Annotated in this window: 20 protein-coding genes; 9 read left to right on the top strand and 11 right to left on the bottom strand. The window is 44.2% G+C overall.

Features of this window, described 5'->3' with window-relative positions; translation table 11 throughout:
• Positions 1-125 precede the first annotated feature (125 nt).
• Entirely contained in the window at positions 126-1,388 is a 1,263-nt protein-coding gene (gene hisS, locus L0B18_RS06205; RefSeq protein WP_234570294.1) for a histidine--tRNA ligase, read from the top strand.
• A gap of 40 nt (positions 1,389-1,428) precedes the next feature.
• On the opposite strand, the gene L0B18_RS06200 is transcribed toward hisS, so the two are convergent.
• Both L0B18_RS06200 and L0B18_RS06195 read right to left on the bottom strand, forming a co-directional pair.
• The gene (locus L0B18_RS06200; protein WP_234570292.1) at positions 1,429-3,531 is read right to left on the bottom strand and encodes an amino acid permease; all 2,103 of its coding nucleotides are present in this window, start codon (positions 3,529-3,531) and stop codon (positions 1,429-1,431) included.
• Between the two features lie 96 nt (positions 3,532-3,627).
• A complete protein-coding gene (locus L0B18_RS06195; RefSeq protein WP_234570290.1) occupies positions 3,628-6,096 on the bottom strand; it encodes a cation:proton antiporter domain-containing protein in 2,469 nt (822 codons plus the stop codon).
• A 341-nt stretch (positions 6,097-6,437) separates the two neighbouring features.
• Between L0B18_RS06195 and L0B18_RS06190 the strand changes: the two genes are divergently transcribed.
• Complete coding sequence (locus tag L0B18_RS06190; protein WP_234570279.1) at positions 6,438-6,584, top strand: hypothetical protein; 147 nt, start codon at positions 6,438-6,440, stop codon at positions 6,582-6,584.
• A 120-nt stretch (positions 6,585-6,704) separates the two neighbouring features.
• Here the strand turns inward: L0B18_RS06190 and L0B18_RS06185 are convergent, their stop codons facing one another.
• The gene (locus L0B18_RS06185) at positions 6,705-7,760 is read right to left on the bottom strand and encodes a S1 family peptidase (RefSeq protein ID WP_234570277.1); all 1,056 of its coding nucleotides are present in this window, start codon (positions 7,758-7,760) and stop codon (positions 6,705-6,707) included.
• Positions 7,761-8,090: 330 nt separating this feature from the next.
• Here L0B18_RS06185 and L0B18_RS06180 point away from each other — a divergent pair, with 330 nt between their 5' ends.
• Complete coding sequence (locus L0B18_RS06180) at positions 8,091-9,125, top strand: M28 family peptidase (RefSeq protein ID WP_234570275.1); 1,035 nt, start codon at positions 8,091-8,093, stop codon at positions 9,123-9,125.
• Between the two features lie 4 nt (positions 9,126-9,129).
• Here L0B18_RS06180 and L0B18_RS06175 read toward each other — a convergent pair whose 3' ends face one another.
• A complete protein-coding gene (locus L0B18_RS06175) occupies positions 9,130-9,927 on the bottom strand; it encodes a polysaccharide pyruvyl transferase family protein (protein ID WP_234570265.1) in 798 nt (265 codons plus the stop codon).
• Positions 9,928-10,212: 285 nt separating this feature from the next.
• Here L0B18_RS06175 and lysA point away from each other — a divergent pair, with 285 nt between their 5' ends.
• On the top strand, positions 10,213-11,388 hold the full coding sequence (gene lysA / locus L0B18_RS06170) for a diaminopimelate decarboxylase (protein WP_234570249.1): 1,176 nt from the start codon (positions 10,213-10,215) through the stop codon (positions 11,386-11,388).
• 20 nt (positions 11,389-11,408) lie between these two features.
• On the opposite strand, the gene L0B18_RS06165 is transcribed toward lysA, so the two are convergent.
• Positions 11,409-12,698, bottom strand: a complete 1,290-nt coding sequence (locus tag L0B18_RS06165) for a dipeptidase (protein ID WP_234570247.1) — start codon at positions 12,696-12,698, stop codon at positions 11,409-11,411.
• A gap of 50 nt (positions 12,699-12,748) precedes the next feature.
• Positions 12,749-13,996 (bottom strand): exo-alpha-sialidase, encoded by a 1,248-nt coding sequence (locus L0B18_RS06160; RefSeq protein ID WP_234570245.1) that lies wholly within the window; start codon positions 13,994-13,996, stop codon positions 12,749-12,751.
• A gap of 215 nt (positions 13,997-14,211) precedes the next feature.
• On the opposite strand from L0B18_RS06160, the gene L0B18_RS06155 reads away from it, so the two are divergent.
• Together L0B18_RS06155 and L0B18_RS06150 are read left to right on the top strand one after the other, a co-directional pair.
• Positions 14,212-16,176: an ABC-F family ATP-binding cassette domain-containing protein gene (locus tag L0B18_RS06155; RefSeq protein ID WP_234570244.1), complete on the top strand. Its 1,965-nt coding sequence runs from the start codon at positions 14,212-14,214 to the stop codon at positions 16,174-16,176.
• Positions 16,177-16,242: 66 nt separating this feature from the next.
• The gene (locus L0B18_RS06150) at positions 16,243-16,779 is read left to right on the top strand and encodes a DinB family protein (protein WP_234570235.1); all 537 of its coding nucleotides are present in this window, start codon (positions 16,243-16,245) and stop codon (positions 16,777-16,779) included.
• Position 16,780: 1 nt separating this feature from the next.
• Here the strand turns inward: L0B18_RS06150 and L0B18_RS06145 are convergent, their stop codons facing one another.
• From L0B18_RS06145 to L0B18_RS06125, 5 genes are all read right to left on the bottom strand, one after another.
• Positions 16,781-17,356: a DNA-3-methyladenine glycosylase I gene (locus tag L0B18_RS06145; protein ID WP_234570233.1), complete on the bottom strand. Its 576-nt coding sequence runs from the start codon at positions 17,354-17,356 to the stop codon at positions 16,781-16,783.
• 7 nt (positions 17,357-17,363) lie between these two features.
• A complete protein-coding gene (gene lepB / locus L0B18_RS06140) occupies positions 17,364-18,449 on the bottom strand; it encodes a signal peptidase I (protein WP_234570232.1) in 1,086 nt (361 codons plus the stop codon).
• Positions 18,450-18,463: 14 nt separating this feature from the next.
• Positions 18,464-19,036: a hypothetical protein gene (locus L0B18_RS06135; RefSeq protein ID WP_234570223.1), complete on the bottom strand. Its 573-nt coding sequence runs from the start codon at positions 19,034-19,036 to the stop codon at positions 18,464-18,466.
• Positions 19,037-19,064: 28 nt separating this feature from the next.
• Positions 19,065-20,864: a translation elongation factor 4 gene (gene lepA, locus L0B18_RS06130; RefSeq protein ID WP_234570213.1), complete on the bottom strand. Its 1,800-nt coding sequence runs from the start codon at positions 20,862-20,864 to the stop codon at positions 19,065-19,067.
• 202 nt (positions 20,865-21,066) lie between these two features.
• Positions 21,067-21,384: a thiamine-binding protein gene (locus tag L0B18_RS06125; protein ID WP_234570203.1), complete on the bottom strand. Its 318-nt coding sequence runs from the start codon at positions 21,382-21,384 to the stop codon at positions 21,067-21,069.
• 139 nt (positions 21,385-21,523) lie between these two features.
• Between L0B18_RS06125 and L0B18_RS06120 the strand changes: the two genes are divergently transcribed.
• The 3 genes from L0B18_RS06120 (at position 21,524) to hisG (ending at position 24,860) form a co-directional block, all read left to right on the top strand.
• Positions 21,524-22,780 carry a glucuronyl esterase domain-containing protein gene (locus L0B18_RS06120; RefSeq protein WP_234570193.1) on the top strand — a complete coding sequence of 419 codons (1,257 nt, stop codon included), beginning with the start codon at positions 21,524-21,526 and terminating at the stop codon, positions 22,778-22,780.
• Between the two features lie 89 nt (positions 22,781-22,869).
• The gene (locus L0B18_RS06115) at positions 22,870-23,679 is read left to right on the top strand and encodes a DUF4382 domain-containing protein (protein WP_234570184.1); all 810 of its coding nucleotides are present in this window, start codon (positions 22,870-22,872) and stop codon (positions 23,677-23,679) included.
• A gap of 302 nt (positions 23,680-23,981) precedes the next feature.
• Positions 23,982-24,860, top strand: a complete 879-nt coding sequence (gene hisG, locus L0B18_RS06110) for an ATP phosphoribosyltransferase (protein WP_234570182.1) — start codon at positions 23,982-23,984, stop codon at positions 24,858-24,860.
• The last annotated feature ends 52 nt before the right edge of the window (positions 24,861-24,912 follow it).

Below are 24,912 nucleotides of genomic sequence, written 5' to 3'. Positions count from 1 at the left end.
AGCGCCACTCTTCCATTCTCTCCCCTTGCATATCTAATCAGCCAAACACAAGATTCTTTCCACAATCCCTCTTATCTTTCGCCACTTACTGTTAACTGAAATTTTGATAACTGTTACCTGATTTTATGGCTCAGCCGAAATATACAACCCACCTCGGCATGGTGGATATTCTGCCCGATGACGTTCGCAAATGGCAAACCCTTGAAAACCTGATTCGCGAGGAGGCAGAGAAATTTAATTTCGAGGAGATTCGCACTCCCATTATGGAGCAGACCGAGCTGATTGTCCGCGGTGTGGGCCAGTTGACGGATATCGTTTCAAAAGAGATTTTTGCGTTCAGCCGCGGTGAGGATAATTACGTTCTTCGCCCGGAATTAACGGCGCCGGTCGTTCGCTCATTTGTGGAGCATCACCTTGAACAGCGCGGCGGATCACAGAAACTGTATTATATCGGCCCGATGTTCCGCGCCGAACGCCCTCAGAAAGGACGGCAGCGACAATTCCACCAGTTTGGCCTGGAAATTTTGGGAAGTGATGATCCCGTTGCGGATGTGGAAGTAATCGCATTTATGGTTCACATCTACAAAAAAGTGGGGATCAAAAACACTTCGCTGAAGCTGAATTCCATCGGCGACCCGGAAAGCCGTGAGGCTTATAAAAAAGCATTGAAAGAGCATCTCAAACCGAATTATGAAAAGCTGAGTGATGTATCAAAGAAACGATTTGAGAAAAATCCGCTTCGCATTCTGGATTCAAAAGAAGAAGAGGACCAGCCGTTCATCGAATCTGCACCGCTTATTACGGAATATTTGAACGAGTCTTCCCTGAATCATTATGAAAAAGTGAAGGAATATTTGAATGATTTGGGGATTCCTTTTGAGGAAGATCCGCATCTGGTTCGGGGAATGGATTATTACACAAAAACCGCCTTTGAACTGATTAGCCCGGATTTAGGCGCACAGGATGCTTTGGCTGGCGGCGGACGCTATGATTTATTGGTCGAAGAAATTGGCGGGCCAAAAACACCGGCTGTTGGGTTTGCCGCCGGAATGGAGCGCCTTTTCATTGCCTGCGAGGAATTGGGAATTGAACTTGGAACTTCAAAATCGGTAGATGTTTATATCGTCACATTAGGCGATGCTGCCCGGAAATGGGGTTTGAGCAACCTGCCAAAACTTCGCGAAAAAGGTCTTTCCGCAACGATGGATTATAAAGGCCGATCCATGAAAAGCCAGATGAAAGATGCCGATCGTGAAAATGCCAAATATACGATCATCGTAGGAGATCATGAATTGGAAAGCGACAAATTTACTTTCCGCAACATGAAAGAAAGTGAGGAAGAAGCACTAACCATGGACGAGATTTTTAACCGGCTTTCATCGAAATAAGTTCAGCACACATTCTGAAATATTTCCGATTGGCGTAGTTTTAATCTTCACCTCGCTTTTTTATCTCTTCTATATCTTTTTTCTCACCAATGATGGAAAGCTGATCATTTTCCTGCAAAACTGTATTTCCGTGCGGAAAGATGAGTTCGCCATCTCTTTTTACCATGGTAATCAGGCTTTCTCCGGGCAAAAGTTCGTCCAGTTCTTTCACCATTTTCCCAATGGCTTTCTCTGATTTTGATCCTTTTTTCAATGTAATATTGATAAACCTTTCATCCCGAAGCAGGATTTCCCGAAGCTCGCCTTCATCCTCCGCTTTCAGCCAGCGCTCTTCAAAATCCACATTATCAATCATTTCGGCCAAGTGTGCCAAAATCCTCAAATGCTGTCCCGAATTTTGATTTGAACTGGCCAGGTAAATGAGGCAATGAATGTCATCGTCATCCGAATTATCCGTCTCAAGTCCCTCTGTGAGCCGCACAAGGGCGACTTCCGTATCCATGTCGTTATCAATTCGAATATGTTTCAGTGCCGTCGAATGACCCACCGGGATAATACTTTCATCGGGATCCTGCCTGAACATCTCTATCAGTGTTTTCTTGGTTGTTTTGGCTCTTTCGGCCATCATTGCACAAACCATATCCGTCACGGATTCTACAGTGACCGGCCGATTGAAATCAAACACCAATGACCGCCCAATTGCTTTTTCGTAGGGATCTTCTTTCCGCAAACCTTTTTCGCGCATGATGCCGCGCATTTCACGTTCCAATCCTTCATACTGATATTGTCCCAACCTGGCATGAACATGGAAAATGGCTCCCTGTCTTTTCACCCGGCTCTGGGCATATCCGAAATACCAAATAACACTGATTGCAGCGATAACGATTGTAAAGGCAATGGACAGAAAACCCATCTGGGCAATCAAAAATCCTGAAATAAAGAAACCGGCAATTTGCATGTACGGATACCACGGAGATCTGAATCCGGGATCGTAACCTTCAATTTCACTCTCCCGCATTACAATCACGGAGACATTCAGAATCCCGAATAAAAGAAGCTGAAATGCACTTGCCAATTTTGCAACGGCCTCAACATTTAACAGTAAAATCAAAAGGATCATGGCAATTACAGTAGCAAGTGTGGCAAGAGTGGGAGTTCCAAACCTGCCCAATTTTGAAAATCTCCTGGGGATGAGTTCATCCCGCGCCATTGCCAGCGGATAACGGGCGGCCGACATAATTCCTGCATTGGCAGTGGAAGCGAATGCAGCGATGGCAGCAATTACAACCAATAACAACCCGGTATTTCCGGGCAACCAGTTCATAAATACTTCGCCGGCGGTGGCTACCGGGGTTAAGTCGGCATGAAGTGCTTCAGGCTCAAGTAACATCACCATAATAAATACGCCGACCACATAAATAAATGTGGCTGTTCCCAGAGACAGCATCATTCCAAGGGGAATATTTCTGTCAGGATTTTGAACTTCTTCGGATACACTGGCCACCTTTGTTAAACCGGCATACGAGACAAATACAAACCCGATGGTGGCGAAAAATCCCTGGACTCCAAACTGGAAAAACGGCTGAAACTCGCTCCGGAGAACCTCAAAAAAATCGACATTGAAAACTGCAAATAAACCCTGGAAAACATAAAAAAGAAGAATACTTACCAGTGTAGAAACCAGAACATTTTGGAGCCAGCTGCTCTCTTTCGCACCCACAATATTTGTAATTCCAAAAATTATCGTCAGGGCCAGGGCAACCGGTGTAATCGGCAAATCAATAAAAATGGCGATGTATGCTCCCATCCCGATCAGTGCAAATGCGCTTTTAAAAATCAGTGCCAACCACGACCCGATTCCTCCAACCGTTCCAAACAATGGCCCGAGACTTCGGTCAATAAAATAGTATGCCCCGCCGGCACGCGGCATCGCTGTAGAGAGTTCGGCAACACTGAACATGGCCGGCAGAATAAGCAGGCCGGCTACAAAATATGCAAGAATAACCGATGGCCCCGTTTGTGCTGCTGCCAAACCGGGCAACAGAAAAAAACCTGAACTGAACATGGCACCGGTGCTAATCGCGTATACATCAAATAATCGAAGCTCTTTTTTGAGCTTTTTATCTTCCTTTAATTCTGGCATAAATAAATAATCGTTGAATGCTTTTCTAAGATAAAACTTTTAGAATCTGATTCTTCTTAATTTTAATGAGAATGGGCTGGCACAGATCGGCCTTGATTATTGCTTAACAATAATGCTGTAAACCTCCTCACGGCTTTCAGCGTCTATTAATTGTTGAAGGCTTTCGCCCGGACGGATGATTCGGGCTACTGTATTTACCCCTTTAAGGTGATCTCTTATGCGCGTGGCTTTTGGACTGAGAAGCAGCAAAACCACGTGAGCTTTGCTGGCAGCTTTTGGCACCTGCAACCCATTTTTTACCACTCCAACCACTAACATCTGTTCTTTTATAAGCGATGTATGAGCGTCGTATAAAACTACACCCGACATCATTTCAGGAGAATAATCGGCAGAATTTTTTAAGAGTCTGTGAATGAGCTCTTCTATGTTTTTTTGATTAATACTTTCTTCGTTTTGAAGCATTTCAATAAGTACCTGTTCGATATTCTCTCCCGAATCGACCAGGTAAATTCGCTTCTGATCAAGCAGTTTCTGGTTCAAATCCTGGCTGAGGCTACCAAAATCTATCTCCACTTCCGATGGATAAACAGTTATAAAACTCAAATCCGGGTACCGGTTAGCCACTACCCTGGGAAGGCGGTCCAGGGCCGGACGCCATGACAATGAACCTTCCCTGGCACTAATCAATGCAAACAAATCCTCATCATGAATATTCTCATCCAGCCAGCCCGGCAACTCAGACCACCGGGAAATGGCAACATATTTTGTATCCAGATCCGGTTTCACGCGTTTGCTTCGTCGTTTCACGTAGTCCAATCGCTCCTGTGGAGACAAAATTACAAGTTCGCTCCCAACCTGATCGGCCAATAATTTCAAAGACCGCATCGCTCCGGCAAAACCGGATTCCAAAGTTGCAAACGGAGGTACGGCAATTACCACCCGCCTGTGTGTACCAACCGGTTTATGAATTTTCGTGACAAAAACCATCTCGTCGATTTCGTACAGTAATTGATCCAGAATCGTCCCGAAGATTCTTTGTCGTGGAGAAACAGCCCCGTTCCAACCAATCACAACGGTAGAGCCGAGTTTCTCTTTCACCGATCGTGCGATTCCGTTCGCGATATTCAAATCAATGGCGGTTACGGGATTGACCGGCACCTCGGCCGCAGCCGCATGAACAACCGCATGGCTCAGCATTTTCTCTCCTCTTGCAACCTGCGCATCCACATCTTTTCCATCGCGTGCCACAGTTAATGGGAAGACGGGTTGATCAGATTTTTCATCGCGGATCATAAAAGCGATATCCATAAGCGTGTCGGAGGTCTCCGGGTTTGCGAGTGGAACCAAAATTCTTTGTGGCGCTTCTGAGGGTTGATACGGTTTTGACTCTTCCTGAATGGCAACTTCGCGTCCATATTTTTCAACCAGCCAGGGCCCAACGAGACAAGTAATTAAAATGAGAATGACGACAGCATTTACAGCCGTTTGATCAAAAAATCCCAAATCATATCCCAGAAGAGTAACCGCAAGTGTAGCCGCGGATTGAGGTGTTGTTAAACCAAAAATCACCAACCCTTCCGATAGTGAAAATCTTTTTACGAGTTGAATCACAAAGGAGGCAATTCCCTTTCCCACAAAAACCAATACTGCGAATGAAATGGCGTAAATCCAAACTTCAAGGCTGGCCAAAACCTGTACGTCCACAAGCATTCCAACTGAAATCAAAAAGAATGGAATGAACAGTGCATTTCCTACAAATTGGATTCGGCTCATCAGGGTACCTGAAGCCGGTACAAGCCGGTTCAAAAGCAAGCCTGCAATAAACGCCCCGATAATGGATGCCAATCCTGCAAGTTCTGCTAAAAATGCGGTAGAAAACAGAACTGCCATCATGAATACAAAATCCACATCGGTGTCGTGTTTCATATTTCGGAAGAACCAGCGCCCCAGGCGTGGAAGGATGATAATAGCGGCAACCAAAAAAATCACGATAGAGGTGATGAATCCGGTCCAGTATCCCGCTCCCGAACTTTCATTCACCGTTCCGGCTACAATTGCCAACACCCCGAGTGAGAGGGCGTCTGTAACCAATGTACCTCCCATCGACATCGTCACGGCCGTATTCTTTGTGATTCCCAGTCGCTCAACGATTGGATAGGCGAGTAGTGTATGAGAGCCAACAATGGCCCCGAGAAGAAGCGATGTTTCCAGCGAATAACCCAACAGGTGAATCCCACCATAATACGCACCCAATGCCGGCAGTAAATAGGAAACAGTTCCAAACCCAATACTTTGATTCCGAAGCTTTTCAAACCGGTTCAGGTCGATGGACAGACCGGCCATAAACATCAGGTAAAGCAGCCCGACGGTACCCAGGAGTTCAATTGTATTATCCCGCTCCAGCAAGCCCAAAACACTCGGACCGACCAGTGTTCCAGCAAGAATCAACCCAACAATGCCCGGAATTTTCAGTTTCCTGAAAAGAATGGGCGCCAGCAGGATAATGAGCATCACCAGCGCAAAAATTAAAACCGGATTCGAAAATGGAAGTGAAAAATTTATCATACAATCTTTTCCGCCATGCAGACTTCTGGTTTCTCCGGCTGGCCGTTAACTTCTAAAATCAGTTACTAATCCGTTTAAGCGAAATATCATAGGCATTTCAAAAACTTTTTTAATTTATAAACCGCATCTTTTCACGCAAAAATTTTACTGCCCTTGCTTCTCAGCACTTGTCGGTGACTTTTAATATATGATTCTGCCTGATCAGCTTTCATCAAACATCTTACATTTTTTATCAATACCGATGGAATTTTTAGTCATGCCCTGGAGCCGATGAAATCGACCAAACTTTTGACCGGCAAAAAGTATTGTGCAGAAAATCTATATGAGAAACTGCAAAATGAATGTATAACGTATCTGTAGAAATAGATTTTGAAGATGATTTTATCCCCGCTAAACATTTCTTCAAAGAGTACCCGGTTCGACTTTACAAAGATTTCAGACAAAAACCTGAAGGTGACCCAACCGGCCGGCACGGTTCATGCTTTTAATAGATTGAACAAAATAAACCTGCCACCAGATAAAAACGTTCCTGTAAAATTCAAAGAAGTCAAGATGATGAAATGTGTGAACCTGCACTTATCTATAAACCGATTTGCATAAATCACCGGCTACGGAATAATCATTCCCAGATCATTCATTTCTTCTTCATTCTCAATAAAAAACTCCATGATTTCGTTAATGGCAACCGCATTTGTGATCCCGTAATTAATTCTTGGCGTATTTCTTACATAAAGTTGCCCCGTGTAGGGAACATCAGGATCAAAGTCTTTGGTTTCTGAAATTTCCGGTGTCAGATAGGTTTCATTTTCTCCCAATGCAGATGTAACAATCCCCATAAATTCCAAACCAGAATCGGCATTTCTAACAGCAAAAAGTGCACCTCCGCTAAATCCCCTGTTAAAAGAAGCGTCTATCAGGATACTTCTTGTGGGATGATCGCTACGGCTTGCCGTGCCCATGGTAACCATTTTAGCGCCTTTCGGATATCCCAGGGCATATACCATATCCCCCCAGCCAAGCTCTTGCGAATTCCCAATGGGTAATGAAAGTGGAGCCATCAGATTTCTGTTCGCTTGGTTGATATTTGTCATGATAGCCAGATCGCGACGCATATCGGATGGGCCCAATTCCAGCCGGACAATTCCGTTTTCCATAATTACAAAGTGATTCACCGACTGCCTGACGGATACAGCTTCCACTAACGGATCGTCAGGGTCCGGAGAGTCATCGTGATAATGCCAAATCGTATCGGGATAGGAAACGGTATGTGCGGCTGTAAGGAGTGCATACCTTCCGCGAAATTCAGTTAATACAATAGCTGTTCCCGCTGTCGATTGATCATCGAGATAGGATTGTACAGAGATCTCGTTCAGATTTTGTCCATGTACTTCAGACTCTGAAGGCAGTTCGTCAAGATAAAACTGGTAGGTACGATAAATCACATTGTTCTGAATTCTTAAAATAGACCTGAACCCTTCCTCAATCTGCATTCTTATCAGGCCCGAATTTACATGATTCCTGTAATATCCTGTATCTGTTGCATTCCCGGAATGTCTGCCAATATCCCTGGTGGATGAACACCCCGCAATAATAAACAGAAGGATCAACACGAATTGAATGATCTTTACTTCCCAGATCCGGTAGATGTGTGTTTGTTTTTTCATAATGGGTGAATTTTATACCTGAGTCTATTCGTAAAAAACAGCTCATTATTCATGAAAATACTAACTGCAAGTAGATCCGGCTTTTTTCTGCAGTTACTATTAGTGTACTAAAATTCACGTGAAGGTAAAACAAGAGGTTTCATATTCTGTAAAATAAAAAAGCGGTTTTTCATGTTCTCGTGGATGCTTCCGAGGTGATCTCACTCTGGGGCGATTCTTCTCCTCTCTTTTGTTATATTTGCTCTCTCTTGATGATCCCGATCACTAAAAAATTTTAAAATCTCAACCATAACCGATCTGCGGTTTTTGCGGTCAACCGACTCCATCTTCATGAAATATTTTATTTTTCTTGGCTCCATTTTATTGATGAGCTTTTGCATGTCCTCATGTTCACTAGCTCAAACATCCACTGCCGATCAAATTCAGGCAGAAGTTACTCAATCGGATATCGAACTGAATGTTCACTTTCTCTCTTCGGATGAACTGCGCGGTAGAGCCACCGGAACACCCGGACTCGACATTGCCGCACGGTATATTTCTTCCTGGTTTCTGTCAAACGGGGTAAAAACTGCGCCTGGATACAACTCTTATTTCCAACATGTTGAAATTCCCCGAAGGGATACTTCACTCACGATTCCAAGCCAAAATGTTATCGGGATTATTGAAGGCACCGATGCTGAGTTGAAAGATGAATACATTCTTTTGTCAGCACATTTTGATCATGTAGGAGTTCGTCAAGCGACGGCTGAGGGAGACTCCATCTATAACGGTGCGCGCGATAACGCCACCGGTGTAGCGGCTGTAATGGCAGCAGGTAAATTTTTTGCTGATCACCCGCCAAAACGTTCCATAATTCTGGCTTTGTGGACTGCCGAAGAGATGGGTTTAATTGGCAGCAGGCTGTTTACAGAAAATCCAGCAATGCCGTTAGATCAAATTATTTTCAATTTAAATATTGATAATGCCGGCTATAACGACATCACCAAAGTAACTGTTGTTGGGCTTGAACGAACAGGAGCCGAACCATTATTGCGATCTGCAAGCGAAGCCTTTGGCCTTGAAGCAATTGCCAGTCCGGTACCAGAACAGAATCTCTTTAACCGCTCCGACAACGTTCACTTTGCACGGCAGGGCATTCCGGCTCCAACATTCAGTATGGGCTTTACGTCTTTCGATGAGCAGATTCAGCGCTATTACCACCAGGCGGCAGATGAATCAGACACCCTGGATTTTGAATACGTGACCAACTATGTGCGCGCATATATTCTTGCGGCCCAGAATATTGCCAATGCAGAGGAAGCTCCGTTTTGGAATCCCGGCGATGAATATGAAAGTGCTGGCAACAGTCTTTACGGAAGGAACTGATGTACTAAAACGCCATATTTTCTTCCGGTATCCTCTTCTCCAGGTATTCGGTGTGAAAGGTAACGTTGTCGAAATAATCTTGCATACTGGATTGGTAAACCGCATAATTCTTGAAGTAGGATCCGGGATAAAAGTGAAGTTCAAGCCCAAGCAAGCAGGAGGCAATCGCCACGTGAAGCCGATCAGTATGAATGACCGAATAACCGGATATCTCCTGTAAAAAGGTAATCCCTTCCGACAAATAATTCCCGTGGCTTGAGAGATCAATATTATTTTTGGGGATATCGATTTTTCCGGAACTCTCCTTGTCCCATCTGAAAAAATATCCCGTACCGCTCCCCTCTTCCATCCGGATATCGCCGAGATAAAAAGCCATATCATGACAAAAAATGGATTCCGGCATGTTCTGCTTGCTTTCAAAAATATCCCTGCAAAAGAAGAACGTATTGGGATACGAATAGCTGAATTGATAACTGGACGGCAACACAATTACGTTAAATCTCTTCCGGAAGTAATTGACATATTTCGCGGCATTACCATGATTTTTACACCAGCCGCCACCGCCTCCGTAAATAACAGTTCCACCCTGAACGGAGGGAAGAAGCCAATCTGACCAGTTTCTCCGGGAGGGAAGTATCACACGATATTCCAGGTTGATGTCTCTGAAAAATTTAAGAGTTCCTTCACGGATCAGACCATCCCCCCAATTGCCGGGATTTGGGACGTAATAGACGGGCTCCTTCTTAATTTTTCTTTTTAAAACTTCCTCAAGATTTCTGAACTGAGCGAGTAGTCCTTCCAAAGCAGAGCGATTTTATATAAAAAAATTCAGTAAATGATATTATAAATCAAATTACAAGAAACTCTTTTAGCTCCCAAAAAAACCTCGATATTTATTCATAAATCCGGTTTCAATCCCAAACCTCCTCAAAAAAATGACTAACTGATCACGAGAATCTTGCTTACCTTTTTTGTCTTTTGATGATTCTATAGTTGCCAATCATTTCATTAACACGTTTAATGATTTATCTTTGGCCTTACTCATTTTTAAAACTCTTTTGATTCGTTCGCATTCTGACTCTTTGATATGTTTAGTGATACACAAATAAACCATTTCCGAAATTTAAAAACACCGTTTTACTTTTATGACATGGGTCTGCTGGACAAGACCCTGGAGGAAGTAAAGAAACATGGCCTCTCAAAAGGATATCATGTGCATTTCGCGGTGAAAGCCAATTTTAATTACAAGATTTTGGAAAAAATGCTCGATGCCGGGTTGGGCATTGATTGTGTGAGCGGAGGAGAAATTGAACGTGCCGTTGAGGCCGGTTTTCAGCCAAATCAAATTGCTTTTGCAGGTGTTGGCAAATCTGATGAAGAAATTCAGATTGGCCTAAATCATGGCATTTTCTCTTTTAATTGCGAGTCTCTTCAGGAACTGGAAGTGCTGAATGAGTTGGCTTCCCAAACGGGAAAAGTTGCCAATGTAGCTGTACGCCTGAACCCGAATGTTTCTGCAAACACGCACAAATATATCACGACCGGACTTCACGAAAACAAGTTTGGCATTCATCCCGGCAGATTTTCTGAACTATTCAACCTGCTTCCAAAACTGGATTCTATTCAATTGACAGGAATCCATTTTCATATCGGATCCCAGGTTGTGGATTTACAATCATACCGGCAACTTTGCGAAAAGGTCAATGAATTCCAGAATATCTTTGAAGAGAATGGATTTCAACTCCGCCACATCAATTTGGGAGGCGGTTTAGGGATTAATTACAATTCACCTGATGAAGAATCCATCCCGGATTTTGAAACGTTTTTTGGTGTGTTTGAGGAGAATCTAGAGGTTCGTCCCGGACAGGAAATTCATTTTGAATTGGGCCGGAGTATTGTCGGGCAGTGTGGAAGTGTTATCTCTAAAGTTTTGTACATCAAAGAGGGAGTATCCACTCATTTTGCCGTCATTGATGCCGGTATGACAGAATTAATTCGTCCCGCTTTGTACCAGGCACAACATAAAATTGATGTACTGACCAGTGACAAATCTCCATTGGTGTACGATGTTGTCGGACCCATTTGTGAGTCTTCCGATACCTTCCGACGGGGCATTTCTCTCCCTGAAGTTCAGCGCGGAGACCTGGTGGCTATCCGAAGCGCCGGTGCCTATGGCGAAGTCATGGCGAGTGTGTATAATCTCAGAGACCGAGCCAAGGCTTATTATTCAGATGAACTGGCGGAAAAAGTAATCACAAATTGATACGGCTCAAAACCGGGGCACTACTCGGTTTCTGACTCAAAATCCGAAATCAATACTTCTGAGGGTTCACGATCTTTTTGCAGTCTTGCAGCCGTTTCTTCCACTCCCTGCATCACACGCATCATATTGTGGCTGGCAATTTTCTTCAGATCTTCTTCAGAGTATCCCCGTTTTAGCAGTTCGGCAAAAAGATCCGGGTAAGTAGAAACATCTTCAAGGCCTGTTGGCAGCCCGGACGTTCCGTCATAGTCACCTCCAACTCCAATATAATCCACGCCAATCTCATCCCGGATATGATCAATATGATCGGCCAGATCGTTCAATGAGGGTGTCGGGGCTTCGTGTTCGGCATCCCATTCTTCCATTTTTTCGGCAATAACATCCACTTCACCGGGGTGTAAATACTCCGTTTTCCGTTGATAAGCAGCTCGTTCGGCATAATACTGCCGTAAATCTTCAGACACGAAAGAGCCTACATACGTTACCATTATAATTCCGCCATTCTCTTTGACTAACGGCAAAATCTCATCCGGTACATTTCTTACGTGACCAGAAACGGCACGGGCGGAGGAGTGTGAAAACATAATCGGTGCTTCAGATGTCTCAATAGCATCCTGCATTGTGGCCGGGGTGGTATGGGAAAGGTCCACGATCATTCCAAGCCGATTCATTTCGCGGATCACTTCCTCGCCGAACTCATTGAGACCGTCGTGTTTTGGATCATCGCTGGCGGCATCCGCCCAATCGAGGGTTCGGCTATGGGTAAGAGTCATATATCGCGCACCCAAATCATAAAATTGCCTTAAAACAGCCAGGGAATTTGCAATCGAATGCCCGCCTTCCATACCCATCAGGGATGCAATTTTTCCATCTTCAAAAATTCGTTCTACATCGTCGGCGGTGTAAGCCATTTCAAAAATATCGGGGTATTTCTGCGCCATTCTTTTTACAAAATCGATCTGCTCCATAGTTCGAACCACAGCTTCATCCTCAGGGATATGAGCACTGACATAAACTGACCACCACTGCGCGCCAATTCGCCCTTCTTGCAACCGCGGGATATCCGTATGCATTGGATTATCCAGATGACTTGTATCATTAAAATTGAGTTCCGAAAATTTGTAACCGACCCTGTTTCTGTATTGCCAGGGAGCGTCATTATGGCCGTCAAAAAGAGGAACACTTTCTAAAACTTCAATAGCCTGATCACGGTATTCGTTTCTTTCTGATTGCGCCTGAAGTGAACTATTTGCCAGAATAAAAGTTAAAACAACAAGATTAAGAGCAATTTTTTTGAATGCTGAATACATACAGATCTGTTTAAAATTAGGATGAGTTATGTCGCTGTTTCTGAAAAATTTTAGGGTTCTAAATCCACTTTTGCTGTTCGAAGCCTGACAATGGGATCGGTTTGAGTCCAGGCAAAAACAAGAGAATCATCCACTAAAGCAATTCTTGGGAATCCACTGGTTCTGGAAGCATCTGTGATACCGACCGTTTGTTCATCAGACACAGTTCCGTCCGGGCCAACTTCTGCCATCATTATGTAACCACTTCCTTCAAATTCCTGCATCCAGCTAACGTAAACAGAGCCATCATCGCCAATAACAAGATCGGCCCGGCCAAGCACGCGGCTTTCCGATTCGGGCATTTCAACCGGATCGCCAAACGTTTGTCCGCCATCAGCCGAGGTTGCAACGGAAACCCTGGGATTATCACCCTCGCCTGTATACCAAACCACGGCAACCTGATTTCCATTTGCCACCACTCTTGGTCCGTTTACGGGGCATGCCATAATTTGCCAGCCATCATCATGAACCGTAACGGGTTCACTCCACGTACCTGAATCGGTATTATAGTGTGCAATTTTAATATCGCGAATTTCTTCAGCAGTTCGGCCACGGTAAACAACCACAAATCCATCGTCGGTTTTTGCGAGGTCGGTCTGGCAGCAGTCGCATACGGTTCCGTCAATGATCTGGCTGTTTGTGATTTCCCCCGATCTCGAAATCTCTGCGGATCGAAGGGTCATTGATTTGCTGGTATCTGAATATTCATCGTCCGCGCGTCCCGCTGTTTCACGTCCATCCAGCCAGACTGCAAGCACCTTGTCGGAATCGATCGGCTCGAGAGAAACAAATCCATGCTCGGTTGCAGTCATATCAAGGTGAGGCTTTATCGCTTCGCCCCATCGGTTTCGATCTTCATCAAAAAAAGAAATTTGTACATCGTAAGCATAGGGACCGCCTTCAACTTTTCTTAACCAGTGAGCGGCCACTTCAGTGCCTTCATATCCTACCACGGATGGAAAATCAGCCCAGTTCACAAAAAAGTCTGTATCGATATGAACGGTTTTTGGCAGCGTCCACCTCTCATTCTTGTAAGTTGAATACTGAACCGTGGCGATATCTTCTTCAATCGGAACGAGCCAGCTCAAATACATTTTCCCGGTATTATCCACATAAATATTGGGATATCGCGAGCCGCTGTCCGCAGGATTGTTCATAGAATATTGAAAAAGAGGCTGTTGAAGCCGCTCATCCTGGCAGGCAATCATCAAAATTGCCAGGAAAAAAACGAATAAAAAAAGAACTGCTTTTCTGATCATCAAAAAACTTCCGTTTAAACGTGTAGAGAATATCAAAAGTTTTGCTAAAGTATTCGGCTTGAAAATACCTCACTCCTGCCGGATATGCTAACTTTGTTGCGATAATTTACATCAAACCAGGAAATGAAAAATGATTTTGGTTTTATCTATTTCCCTTCCGAATTGATTCTTATTTTTGCACACCCTTTTTTATTGAAGAATCGTTTATATGCCCTATGCTTCAACTTGACAGCTTAACATTACATTTTGGCGAACGCACTTTGTTTGAGAATCTTTCCGCAACCATCAACAGAGGTGAGCGGATTGGCCTCGTTGGTCCAAACGGTGCGGGAAAATCAACCCTACTGAAAATCATTACGGGTGAAATGAATCCCGATGGCGGCAAAGTGAAAATGGGCAATGCCGATACGGTTGGATATCTGCCGCAGGATGGCGTGGAGCCGGATCCGTCTCTCACCGTCTTTGGAGAAGTAGAGCAGGTGTTTGAAGAAATACTGGCCTTGAGAGACCGGCATGTAGAGCTTCAGCAAAAACTGGATTCTCTTTCTGTGGATTCTGACGAACACAGCCAGGCGCTTGAAGAATTTGGGGTCATTCAGCATAAACTTGAAAATGCAGGTGCTTATTCGCTTGGAGCCGACATTGAGCGTATTTTAAAAGGCCTTGGGTTTGATGAAAAAGATTTTTCCCGCCCAACAACCGAGTTTAGCGGCGGCTGGCTGATGCGGATTGCACTTGCCAAACTTCTGCTCAAACGGCCTACCTATCTCTTGCTGGATGAGCCGACCAATCACCTCGATATTGAATCGCTTCAGTGGATTGAGAACTTTCTGAATAATTATGATGGTGCTGTGATTCTTGTTTCTCACGACAAGGCATTTCTGAACAGCGTTACCAACCGAACACTCGCATTCCAGTTTGGGGGCCTGCAGGATTATGCCGGGAATTATTCCTTTTACACCCGAAAATATGAAGAAGAGCTTGAACTGCTGAAAAAACGATACGAGAACCAGCAGAAAGAGATCAAGCAAACCCAAGAATTCATCGACCGGTTTCGGTACAAAGCTACAAAGGCCAAACAGGTTCAAAGCCGAATCAAGCAGCTTGAAAAAATGGAAAAGATTGAGCTGGAGGAAGAGCAGTCTGAAATCACCTTCCAGTTTCCTCCTCCCGAGCGATCCGGCCAAGTGGTGATCAAACTCGCGGATATTGTAAAGAAATATGGCGACAATGTGGTCTTTAACGGTCTTGATTATGAAGTGGAGCGCGGCGATAAAATTGCTGTTGTGGGACCAAATGGTGCGGGAAAGTCAACCCTGATTCGAATTCTGGCCGGTTTTGAACCGATTACATCAGGAAAGAGAGAACTCGGGTATAATGTTACCCCGGGATATTTTGCACAGCACCAGGCCGAAGAATTGAATCCTAAAAACTCCGCGCTTGACGAAATGAAACTGGCAGGTTCCAGAGAGTCGGAAACCAGATTACGAACCATTCTGGGTTGTTTTCTTTTTGAAGGAGATGACGTTTTCAAAAAGGTTGGCGTGCTGTCTGGCGGGGAAAAAAGCCGGCTTGCCTTGGCCAAAATGCTGCTAAACTCCGGCAATTTCCTGATTTTTGACGAGCCGACCAACCATCTCGATATGCGATCAAAAAATATTCTTCAGCAGGCGCTTGATCAGTTTGAGGGCACACTGATGATTGTTTCTCACGACCGCGATTTTCTTGATCCCATTGTTAACAAAACGCTTGAAATTCAGCCCGGCTATGTAAAAACCTGGCTTGGCGATGTAAGTTATTACCTCGAGAAAAAATCACTGGATGAAGCGGCAAGTCTCGAAGCCCGGAAAGACAATTCAGATACAAAATCACTGAGCCGAAAAGAAGAACGGAGAATTGAAGCCGAACGAAGAAATGCACTTTCCAAAAAGCTTAAACCTCTTAAACAGAGGCTCGAAAAAATTGAGAAGGAAGTTGAAGGGATGGAGCTGCGCAAAGCCGAAATCGAAGAATTAATGGCAGACCCTGGTTTTTATGATGATTCCGATGAAGTAAAAAAAATCTCCCTTGAATACGAATCCATCAAAACCGATTTGATTGAACACATGCATAAATGGGAGGAAATTGCCAGCCGCATTGAATTTGTAGAGAATGAATATGATGCAGAGCAGACAAATTAAATCCTTTTTTTGGTGCCCCAATATTTAACTTTAAAATCAAACGAACTCAAACTTAAACATGTGGTTATGAAAAACTTATCCAGCAAACTTTTATCCTTATTCCTGATATTAATATTGTCTGTTCCATCCGTACAGGCCCAGGAATCAGGCAATAATTTCAAAAGCCAGTTCACTCAGCATTTTGAACGTGCCTCACGGGTGTTATCCCTGGCGGAAGCAATGCCTGCAGAAACGTTTTCGTGGCGGCCGGAGGAGGGAGTCTATTCAGTGGAGGAAGTTTTTACCCACATCGCACGCTATAATTTCTATTACCCTGAACAGTCGCTTGGCATCTCTGCCCCTAGTGATGTGGATGTTGATAATATTGAATCTACTACCGGCAAAGAAGAGGTTGTGGAAATACTGAAACGCTCTATTGAACACGTAAAAACGCAGATTGAAGCAATGCCGGAAGCAAACCTTCAGGAGCCAGCAGAACTATATGGACGAACAGTAAATGGCCAGGCTGTCTTGATGCAGCTAATCATACATATGAGCGAACACGTGGGGCAATCCATCGCTTATGCCCGGGTGAATGGAGTTGTGCCGCCGTGGAGTGAATAGGTTATTTAACCAACTCTTTATATCGAAAACAATCAACCGAGTGATCGTTTACCAGTCCGCAAGCCTGCATGTAGGCGTACATTATGGTGCTTCCCACAAATTTGAATCCTCGTTTTTTGAGGTCTTTGCTTAAAGCATCGGATTCTTTTGTGGTTGCCGGAATTTTGCTCATTTCTGTCCAGCGATTGACGATGGGCTTGCCGCCCACAAATTGCCAGATATAGTTATCAAAGCTGCCAAATTCTTCCTGAATTTCAAGAAACTTCTGAGCGTTGGTTACGGCAGACCGGACTTTCAGTTTGTTGCGAATAATTCCTTCGAATTGAAGCAGTTCCTGGATTTTCGCTTCATCAAATTTGGCGACTTTTTCGGGGTCAAAGTTGGCAAAGGATTGGCGGTAGCCTTCTCTTCTTTTTAAAATAGTTGACCAGCTTAACCCGGCCTGCGCACCCTCAAGGATTAAAAACTCAAAGTGAGTACGGTCGTCATGAACCGGTTCTCCCCACTCTTCATCGTGGTATTTAATATATTCGTCGAATTGACCCTCAACCCATCGGCAGCGTTTTTTCTCAGCCATCGGTTCCTCAGGAATGAATCACATCAAAAATTCTGCTGAAACGCGGCAGCCAGTTTTCGCTATCCCATGAGAAGTAGATGATACCGGCCTTTCCAATCACATGATCTTCCGGTACAAATCCCCAAAAGCGGCTGTCTTCACTGTCGTCGCGATTGTCTCCCATCATAAAGTAATAATCCTGCTGAATGGTATACGTGTTGGTTTCTACACCGTTGATCATAAACTGGGAGCCGTTTCTTTCTACCATATTTCGCTCGTACCGGAGCAGGATATCTTCATAAATATGAAAATTTTCAGCCGTAAGTGTGACTTCCATTCCCGCTTTTGGAACCACGAATTCCTTCATGTTGTCGTGATTGGCAAACCCGTTGGAAAAATTGAATCCGCGGCGGCTGAAACCATCGTATTCATCCGGCAATGCAAATTTTTGAACACTCTCAATTTCCGGCCATCCCTGCATTTCCCCGGCTGTTTGTTCCGTCATATTAATGATGTGATATCCATCTCCACTTTGAACCAGCGAAGCACCGGCTTCACGGATTTTTGTGGGACTGAGACGAATGCGATCCCGAACATCTACGCGGTGATTGAACATAAACGTATCAAAACTCTGCTCTTCTTCCCCGTTTACATAGAGTACTTTATTGTCCAGCCGAAGCGTGTCTCCAGGTATTCCGACAGCCCGTTTTATATAATTGGTCTTAACGGAAATCGGCGCTACATCAATCGGATAATTAAAAACCACGATATCATTTCGTTTGATATCGGTATAACCGGGAATGCGTGTCCACGGCAAGTTAACTCCCGGCATGTAAATGTCCGTAAATGGAATGGAAAGAGTCATTGGGGTGCGCGGGCCGTAGGCAAGCTTGCTCACAATCAGAAAATCACCCGTCAGAAGGGTTTTTTCCATACTTGGGGTGGGAATTCGGTAGGCGCCAAAAAAGAATGTTCGGAGAATAATTGCGGCTATAGCGGCCCAAACCAATGCATCCAGCCATTCCTTTGCCCAGTGTTTCGCTTTCGTTTCTTCTGATTTTCTTCGTTCCGACCTGGCTGAACGTGTACCCGATGAACTATTCTTCTTTTTCAAAGTAAAAAAACTGGTTAGTTAAATGTTGGACGGTCGATGGTATTTTGAGTGAACTCACCATCTTTGTACTGTACAAGATACCACTGTTGTCGCTCCGGTGAGTAGAAATAATCCTGGAATTCCTGAAGGTTCCCTTCCTCACCCATCAAAAGCCGGTTTAACGTACGTTTTACTTGCGGCATTAAATCAATAAAACGGCTGGCGCCTACATAAACAAGGCCGTTTTCAAAAGGACCATCAAGGTCCAAAATCATTAAAGGCATTTCTTCATCAACCACAAACCAATATTCGAACTGGATGGCTTTTCCCGGACGGAAATTCCGGTTGTTGATAAGATCTTCGATGGTTTGCGTGGGATCACCAAAAACTGCCTGAAGGCGTGATCTTAATTCAATAGTGGGGATACGATCAATCGTTGTGGGATTATAAAGCCCCTGGCCTGTCCATTTGATACTCTCAAAGCGATCCTGGAATCTTTCCCTGTCGGCCGGTTCAACCTTTACAATTTCAGGTTCTTCAAACTGGGCAAAAGCCGTTGAAAATGATAAGAGTAAAAAAAATGTCGCTAAATATAACTTACGTGCCATACAATACTTTCATCTGTTTTTTTGAGTGTTAATCCTCATCGTCCATAGACAGGACAGCCAGGAACGCCTCCTGCGGAATTTCTACTGTACCAACCTGCTTCATGCGTTTCTTTCCTTCTTTCTGCTTCTCAATCAGCTTGCGTTTTCGGGAAATATCTCCGCCATAACACTTGGCGGTAACATCTTTCTTCAGGGCACGAATCGTATCGCGGGCAATCACCCTCGATCCAATGGCAGCCTGTACTGCTACTTCAAACTGTTGACGTGGGATAAGTTCCTTCAGTTTCGCACAAATTTTGCGTCCCTGGTAATAGGCCTTGTCCCGATGGGTAATGCTGGAAAGTGCATCCACCTGTTCTCCGTTCAGTAAAATATCCAAACGTACCAGATCGCCTTTTCGGTATTCTAAAAATTCATAATCAAGTGATGCATAACCTCGCGTTCCGCTTTTCAACCGATCATAAAAATCAAAAACCACTTCAGCCATCGGCAGTTCATAGGTTATTTCAACGCGGTTGTTTTGCATAAAGTGTTGGTTCACATAATTTCCCCGCCGTTCCTGGCAAAGCGACATAATCGGCCCAATATAATCCGCCGGGGTTAAAATGCTTGCTTTAATGTACGGCTCCCAAACTTTATCCACTTTCCCGGCATCCGGCATATCACTGGGATTGTCAACCGGAATACGCTTCCCACTTTCAAGATCTATTTCGTACCGCACGTTGGGAACCGTAGTGATAATATCCATATCAAACTCCCGATCGAGCCGTTCCTGGATAATTTCCATATGAAGGAGACCCAAAAAGCCGGCCCTGAATCCAAACCCAAGAGCCTTCGACGTTTCGGGTTGATAGGAAAGGGAGGCGTCATTCAATTGCAGTTTTTCCAGCGCACCTCGCAAGTCTTCAAAATCTTCGGAGTTGGTTGGAAAAATCCCGCTAAAAACCATCGGTTTCACTTCCTTATAACCGGGAATTGGACTCTCCGCTTTATTTTTTTGATGCGTGATGGTATCCCCAACCTTGGCATCCTGAAGGGATTTTACGCTTCCAATCACATAGCCCACTTCGCCGGCTTCCAGTTTGTCGGTTTTCTCTTTCTTTAGCTTCAGATACCCGACCTCTTCGGCGTCGTACTCTTTCTTCGTAGCCATAAAGGTTATTCCGTCGCCTTTATGGAGAACACCTTCCATCACCCTAACATAGCAAACCGATCCCCGATAGGTATTAAAAATGGAGTCAAAAATAAGGGCTTTGAGAGGTTTGTCAACTTCTTGCTTGGGGCCGGGAATTCGTTCCACGATTGCTTCCAGAAGTTCCTCCACTCCATCGCCGGTTTTTCCCGATACTTTTAAAATCTCTTCTTTGGTGCCGCCAATCAGATCCACAATTTGCTGGCCTACGTTATCGGGGTCAGCGCCGGGCAAATCAATTTTATTGAGAACCGGAATGATCTCCAGTTCCTGGTCAATGGCCTGGTATAAATTGGAAATGGTTTGTGCTTCAATCCCCTGAGCGGCGTCCACTACGAGCAGTGCTCCTTCACACGCTTTTAACGCACGGGATACCTCATAAGCAAAGTCTACGTGACCGGGAGTGTCGATCAGGTTAAAGGTGACAACCTCACCATTGGGGCGGTTGTAATCCATCCGGATGGCATGGCTTTTAATCGTGATTCCACGCTCACGCTCCAGGTCCATGTCGTCCAGAATTTGTTCCTGCATCTCTCGTTCACTAATCGTACCGGTGCGTTCCAGCAGCCTGTCGGCCAGTGTAGACTTTCCGTGGTCAATGTGAGCGATGATGCAAAAGTTCCGAATATTTTTCATTCAAATAGCAGCCAAATCCAAAATTTAAGCAAGCCTTTAATATACAAATTCGAAACGGTTCGTACAGCGAAATGTTATTTTTTGAATTCTCTTTATATGGAGATGCAGAGCAACGACATGGCAATCACCAAATTATGAGTTGAACCTATCCTATCGATGGAAGAGATCGTTTCACTCCATTCGCGAAGACAGGTTCTCCAACTCACTCCTCATCATCAGATTCCAACTCTTCCGCAGGATCCAGTTCCGTTGGGCTCAATAGCTCCACATGAAGCCTGAATACTTCTTTTTCAAGTGTCATGGTTTCATAAATATCCCGGATGAGTTCAAAAATCACATCAGGCTCTCCCTTTACGCTTGTAGACAGGTAATTGATATCAACCTCCACATCATGTTGAGCAACAAATTCTATAAGATCTTGAACTTTCTCTTTTGGGTGGTCGGTATAGAGTGGGATGTAGGTTATTTGGGCAATTGTTGTCATACCTTCTTTTCGTTCTTTTGAATCATTATTAGCCAAAAATTTTCAGAGATTATTCTCTTTTTTCCAGCCTAAAATAGTACGTTCCGAAAACAAAACATAAATTTTCCCGCCATCTTTTTTCTGAATTTCCCAGGCTTGCACTTCTTGCGGCGAATGTTAAATTGAACTGGAATAAATGTTATCCATTGACCATAACCAGCTTTCCCACCCGATGCTTGAAAGATTAAAACGCTACTTCGTTCTTTTCATTCTTTTTCTCTTGTCCAATCAAATTGCAATTGCCCAGGAGGATGTCAACTATGATGAAGCCAACATTCCCAATTACTCGCTTCCCGCAATCCTGAAAACAGCAGATGGACTTCCCGTTGAATCGATAAATGAATGGAAATATATACGGCGTCCTGAAATCATAGACATGTTTGCGGAGCATGTTTATGGTGAGCTTCCCCGGTCTTTTGATTCGATTGAATTCAGAACTATCCGTGAAAACTCAAATGCGATTGATGGAAATGGTACTGCAAAAGAGATTGATATTATTGTGACCCGAAATGGCAACTCATTACCGATCCGGCTCAATCTTCTCATCTCCAATAAAATACAAAAACCGGTACCTGTAACTCTTCTTTTGAACCATCGCGGACCTGACAATATGGATATTACGAGGCAAATAAAACAGGATTTCTGGCCGGCGGAAACCCTCATCGAAAGAGGATATGCAGCCGCTGTTTTTGATGTGGAAGATGTGGCCGATGACGATCCCGAGACTTATACCGAAGATATTCTCAGCACACTCTACCCCGAACAAATTGACCGGCCAAATGGAACGCAGGCACTTTCGGCGTGGGCGTGGGGCGCCATGCGGGTGATGGATTATTTAGAAACGGACGATGATATTGATCAGAATAAATCAATACTTGTGGGGCATTCGCGAGGCGGAAAAGCTGCGCTGTGGGCCGGAGCAAATGATGAACGTTGGGCGATTGTCGTAGCAAATGAATCAGGAGCAGTTGGAGCGGCTCTTTCCAAACGGAGATTCGGGGAAACTGTCAAAATCATCAATAATGGTTTTCCATATTGGTTCACCCCAAATTTTGAGAAATTTAATGACAAAGAAGACGCATTGCCTTTCGACCAGCACATGCTGATTTCCACCATAGCGCCACGGGGAGTTTATATTACGGCAGCCGAAGAAGATCTTTGGGCTGATCCGCGAGGAATGTACCTTTCGCTGCTTCACGCATCTGAAGTCTGGAAAAAAATATATGGCCTGTCCGTTCCACTTTATGATCGGATGCCTCCCATAAATAATCCGACCGACAATCCTTATGCGGCCTATCATATTCGCAACGGAGAGCACGACTTAAAGCTGTATGACTGGATACAATTCCTGAATTTTGCGGACCGGCATTTTCATATCAACCGTTCTGACTAGAAACTTTTTGCATTTCAATTAGTGGGAACATCCCCTCTTTGCTGTAATAAAAGCAGTCAAGATCACACAAACAAAGAGGAGAACACCCCATGTATTCACGATTAGTTATTACTCTATTTACAATATTACTTTTGCTCACATCCTGTGATATTGCCAACGACACAGACTCAAACGATGGCAACGGTACTTTACGCGTCTTCTTAACCGACGCCCCGGCTGATTATGATGCCGTTTGGATTGACATCCAGGCGGTAAGAATTCATCTGAACGATAACGACGATATTGACGAAGATGATGATGGCTGGATAACCATCAACCAAGACCCCATGCGCGTCAACTTGCTCGATCTGACAAACGGCGAGCTGAAAGTACTGGGCGAAACCGAACTTGAAGATGGCACTTACAGCCAGATAAGATTGATTCTCGGCAGCGATAATGAAATCGTTAAAGATGGCGTATCGCATACTCTGGATACGCCAAGTGCGCAACAATCCGGTTTAAAACTCAATATTCATGCTGAAATTGAAGGTGGAGAAGTTTACACACTTCTTCTCGATTTTGATGCCTCGCGCTCGATTGTGGAAGCCGGAAACTCCGGTAAATTTATTCTGAAACCTGTGATACGAACAGTTGCTCTCGCCACAACCGGAGCCATCGAAGGTACTATTGAGCCGGAGGAGTCACTTTCCTGGGTCTACGCAATTGCGGGACAAGATACCCTTGCGGGAACCAAAGCCAACACGAATGGAGATTTTCGCCTGATTGGCCTGTTGCCGGGATCGTATACGGTAGCTATTGATCCGTCAGAAGGCGGCTTCCAGAAAAAAGAGCTTTTTGATGTGGAAGTTATGCCGTCCGACACAACGAATGTTGGAATCGTATTTTTGGGAGGAGAATAATACTCCATAATAACTTATACTTCATGCAGGCTGTTCGACTTTTTGATTGATTAAAAACAAGAAGCTTTGAACAGCCTGTTTTTTTCATTCTTCATCAAACCAACTTTATGTTGGAATTCTATTCACGAAATGCCTAATTTCTTTTCGTGATGACATTCAAACTCCATATCTCTCATCATTTGGGCCACCATCATCATGGTAGCCATGAACATGTTGTGCATTAAACTCTTTCCACACTTCCGCACCGCATTTTTTCACCTTTTAAATTTTAATATTCTGTATTTATAGATTTTTTTTGACCTATGAGAACTCTCGATTCTACTACCTCACTACGAATTGCCGTCCAAAAAAGCGGACGACTGACCGATAAAACGTTAAACTTGTTGGAAGGAATTGGACTAAAGTTTGACGACTACAAACGAAGTCTGCTTGTCAAATGCCTCAATTTTGACGTAGAACTCCTGCTAATTCGCGATGATGATATCCCGGAATATGTTCAGGATGGCGTTTGCGATCTTGGCTTTGTGGGAGCCAATGTTGTGGAAGAAGACCAGGTAGACGTAGATATTTTACACGGATTGAATTATGGCGTATGCCGGCTTTCTCTGGCTGTTCCCAAAAACGGAGACATCAAAAAACCGGAAGATTTTGCCGGTAAAAAAATTGCCACGAGTTATCCCGGTATCACAAAACGTTATTTTGAAGAGAAAAACATTGACGTAAAAGTGATTACTCTTTCAGGATCTGTGGAAATTGCTCCCCGCCTGGAAATTGCCGATGCCATTTGTGATTTGGTTTCTACCGGTAACACGCTCAAAGCAAATGGCTTGATTGAACTGATCAATATTTTTGATTCAGAAACCCAACTGATCAGAACCAAAAAACCTCTCTCAGAAGGAAAAAGTCAGCTCATTGAAAAAATAATCCAACGAATTGAAGGGTATCAAAAAGCGGGCAAAAGCAGGTATATTATGATGAATGCCCCACAGGAAGCTGTTGAGCAAATCAAGGAAATCATTCCTTCACTCAAAAGCCCGACTGTTATGCCCCTTGCAGATAACGGAATGGTTGCAATCCACACGGTTGTTCCATTATCAACATTCTGGGATGTGATGGAACGCCTGAAAGAAGCCGGTGCCACCGGAATTGTGATGTTACCCATAGAAAGTATGATCGCTTAATGAGTTAGTAAGCATGAAGTATTGAGTATCAGGATTCAATGTACTCATTACT

The sequence above is a fragment of the Rhodohalobacter sp. 614A genome (assembly GCF_021462415.1).
Lineage (GTDB): Bacteria > Bacteroidota > Rhodothermia > Balneolales > Balneolaceae > Rhodohalobacter.
The sequence above is the reverse complement of the archived record's forward strand: the minus strand, read 5'-3'. Positions and strand labels throughout refer to the sequence as shown.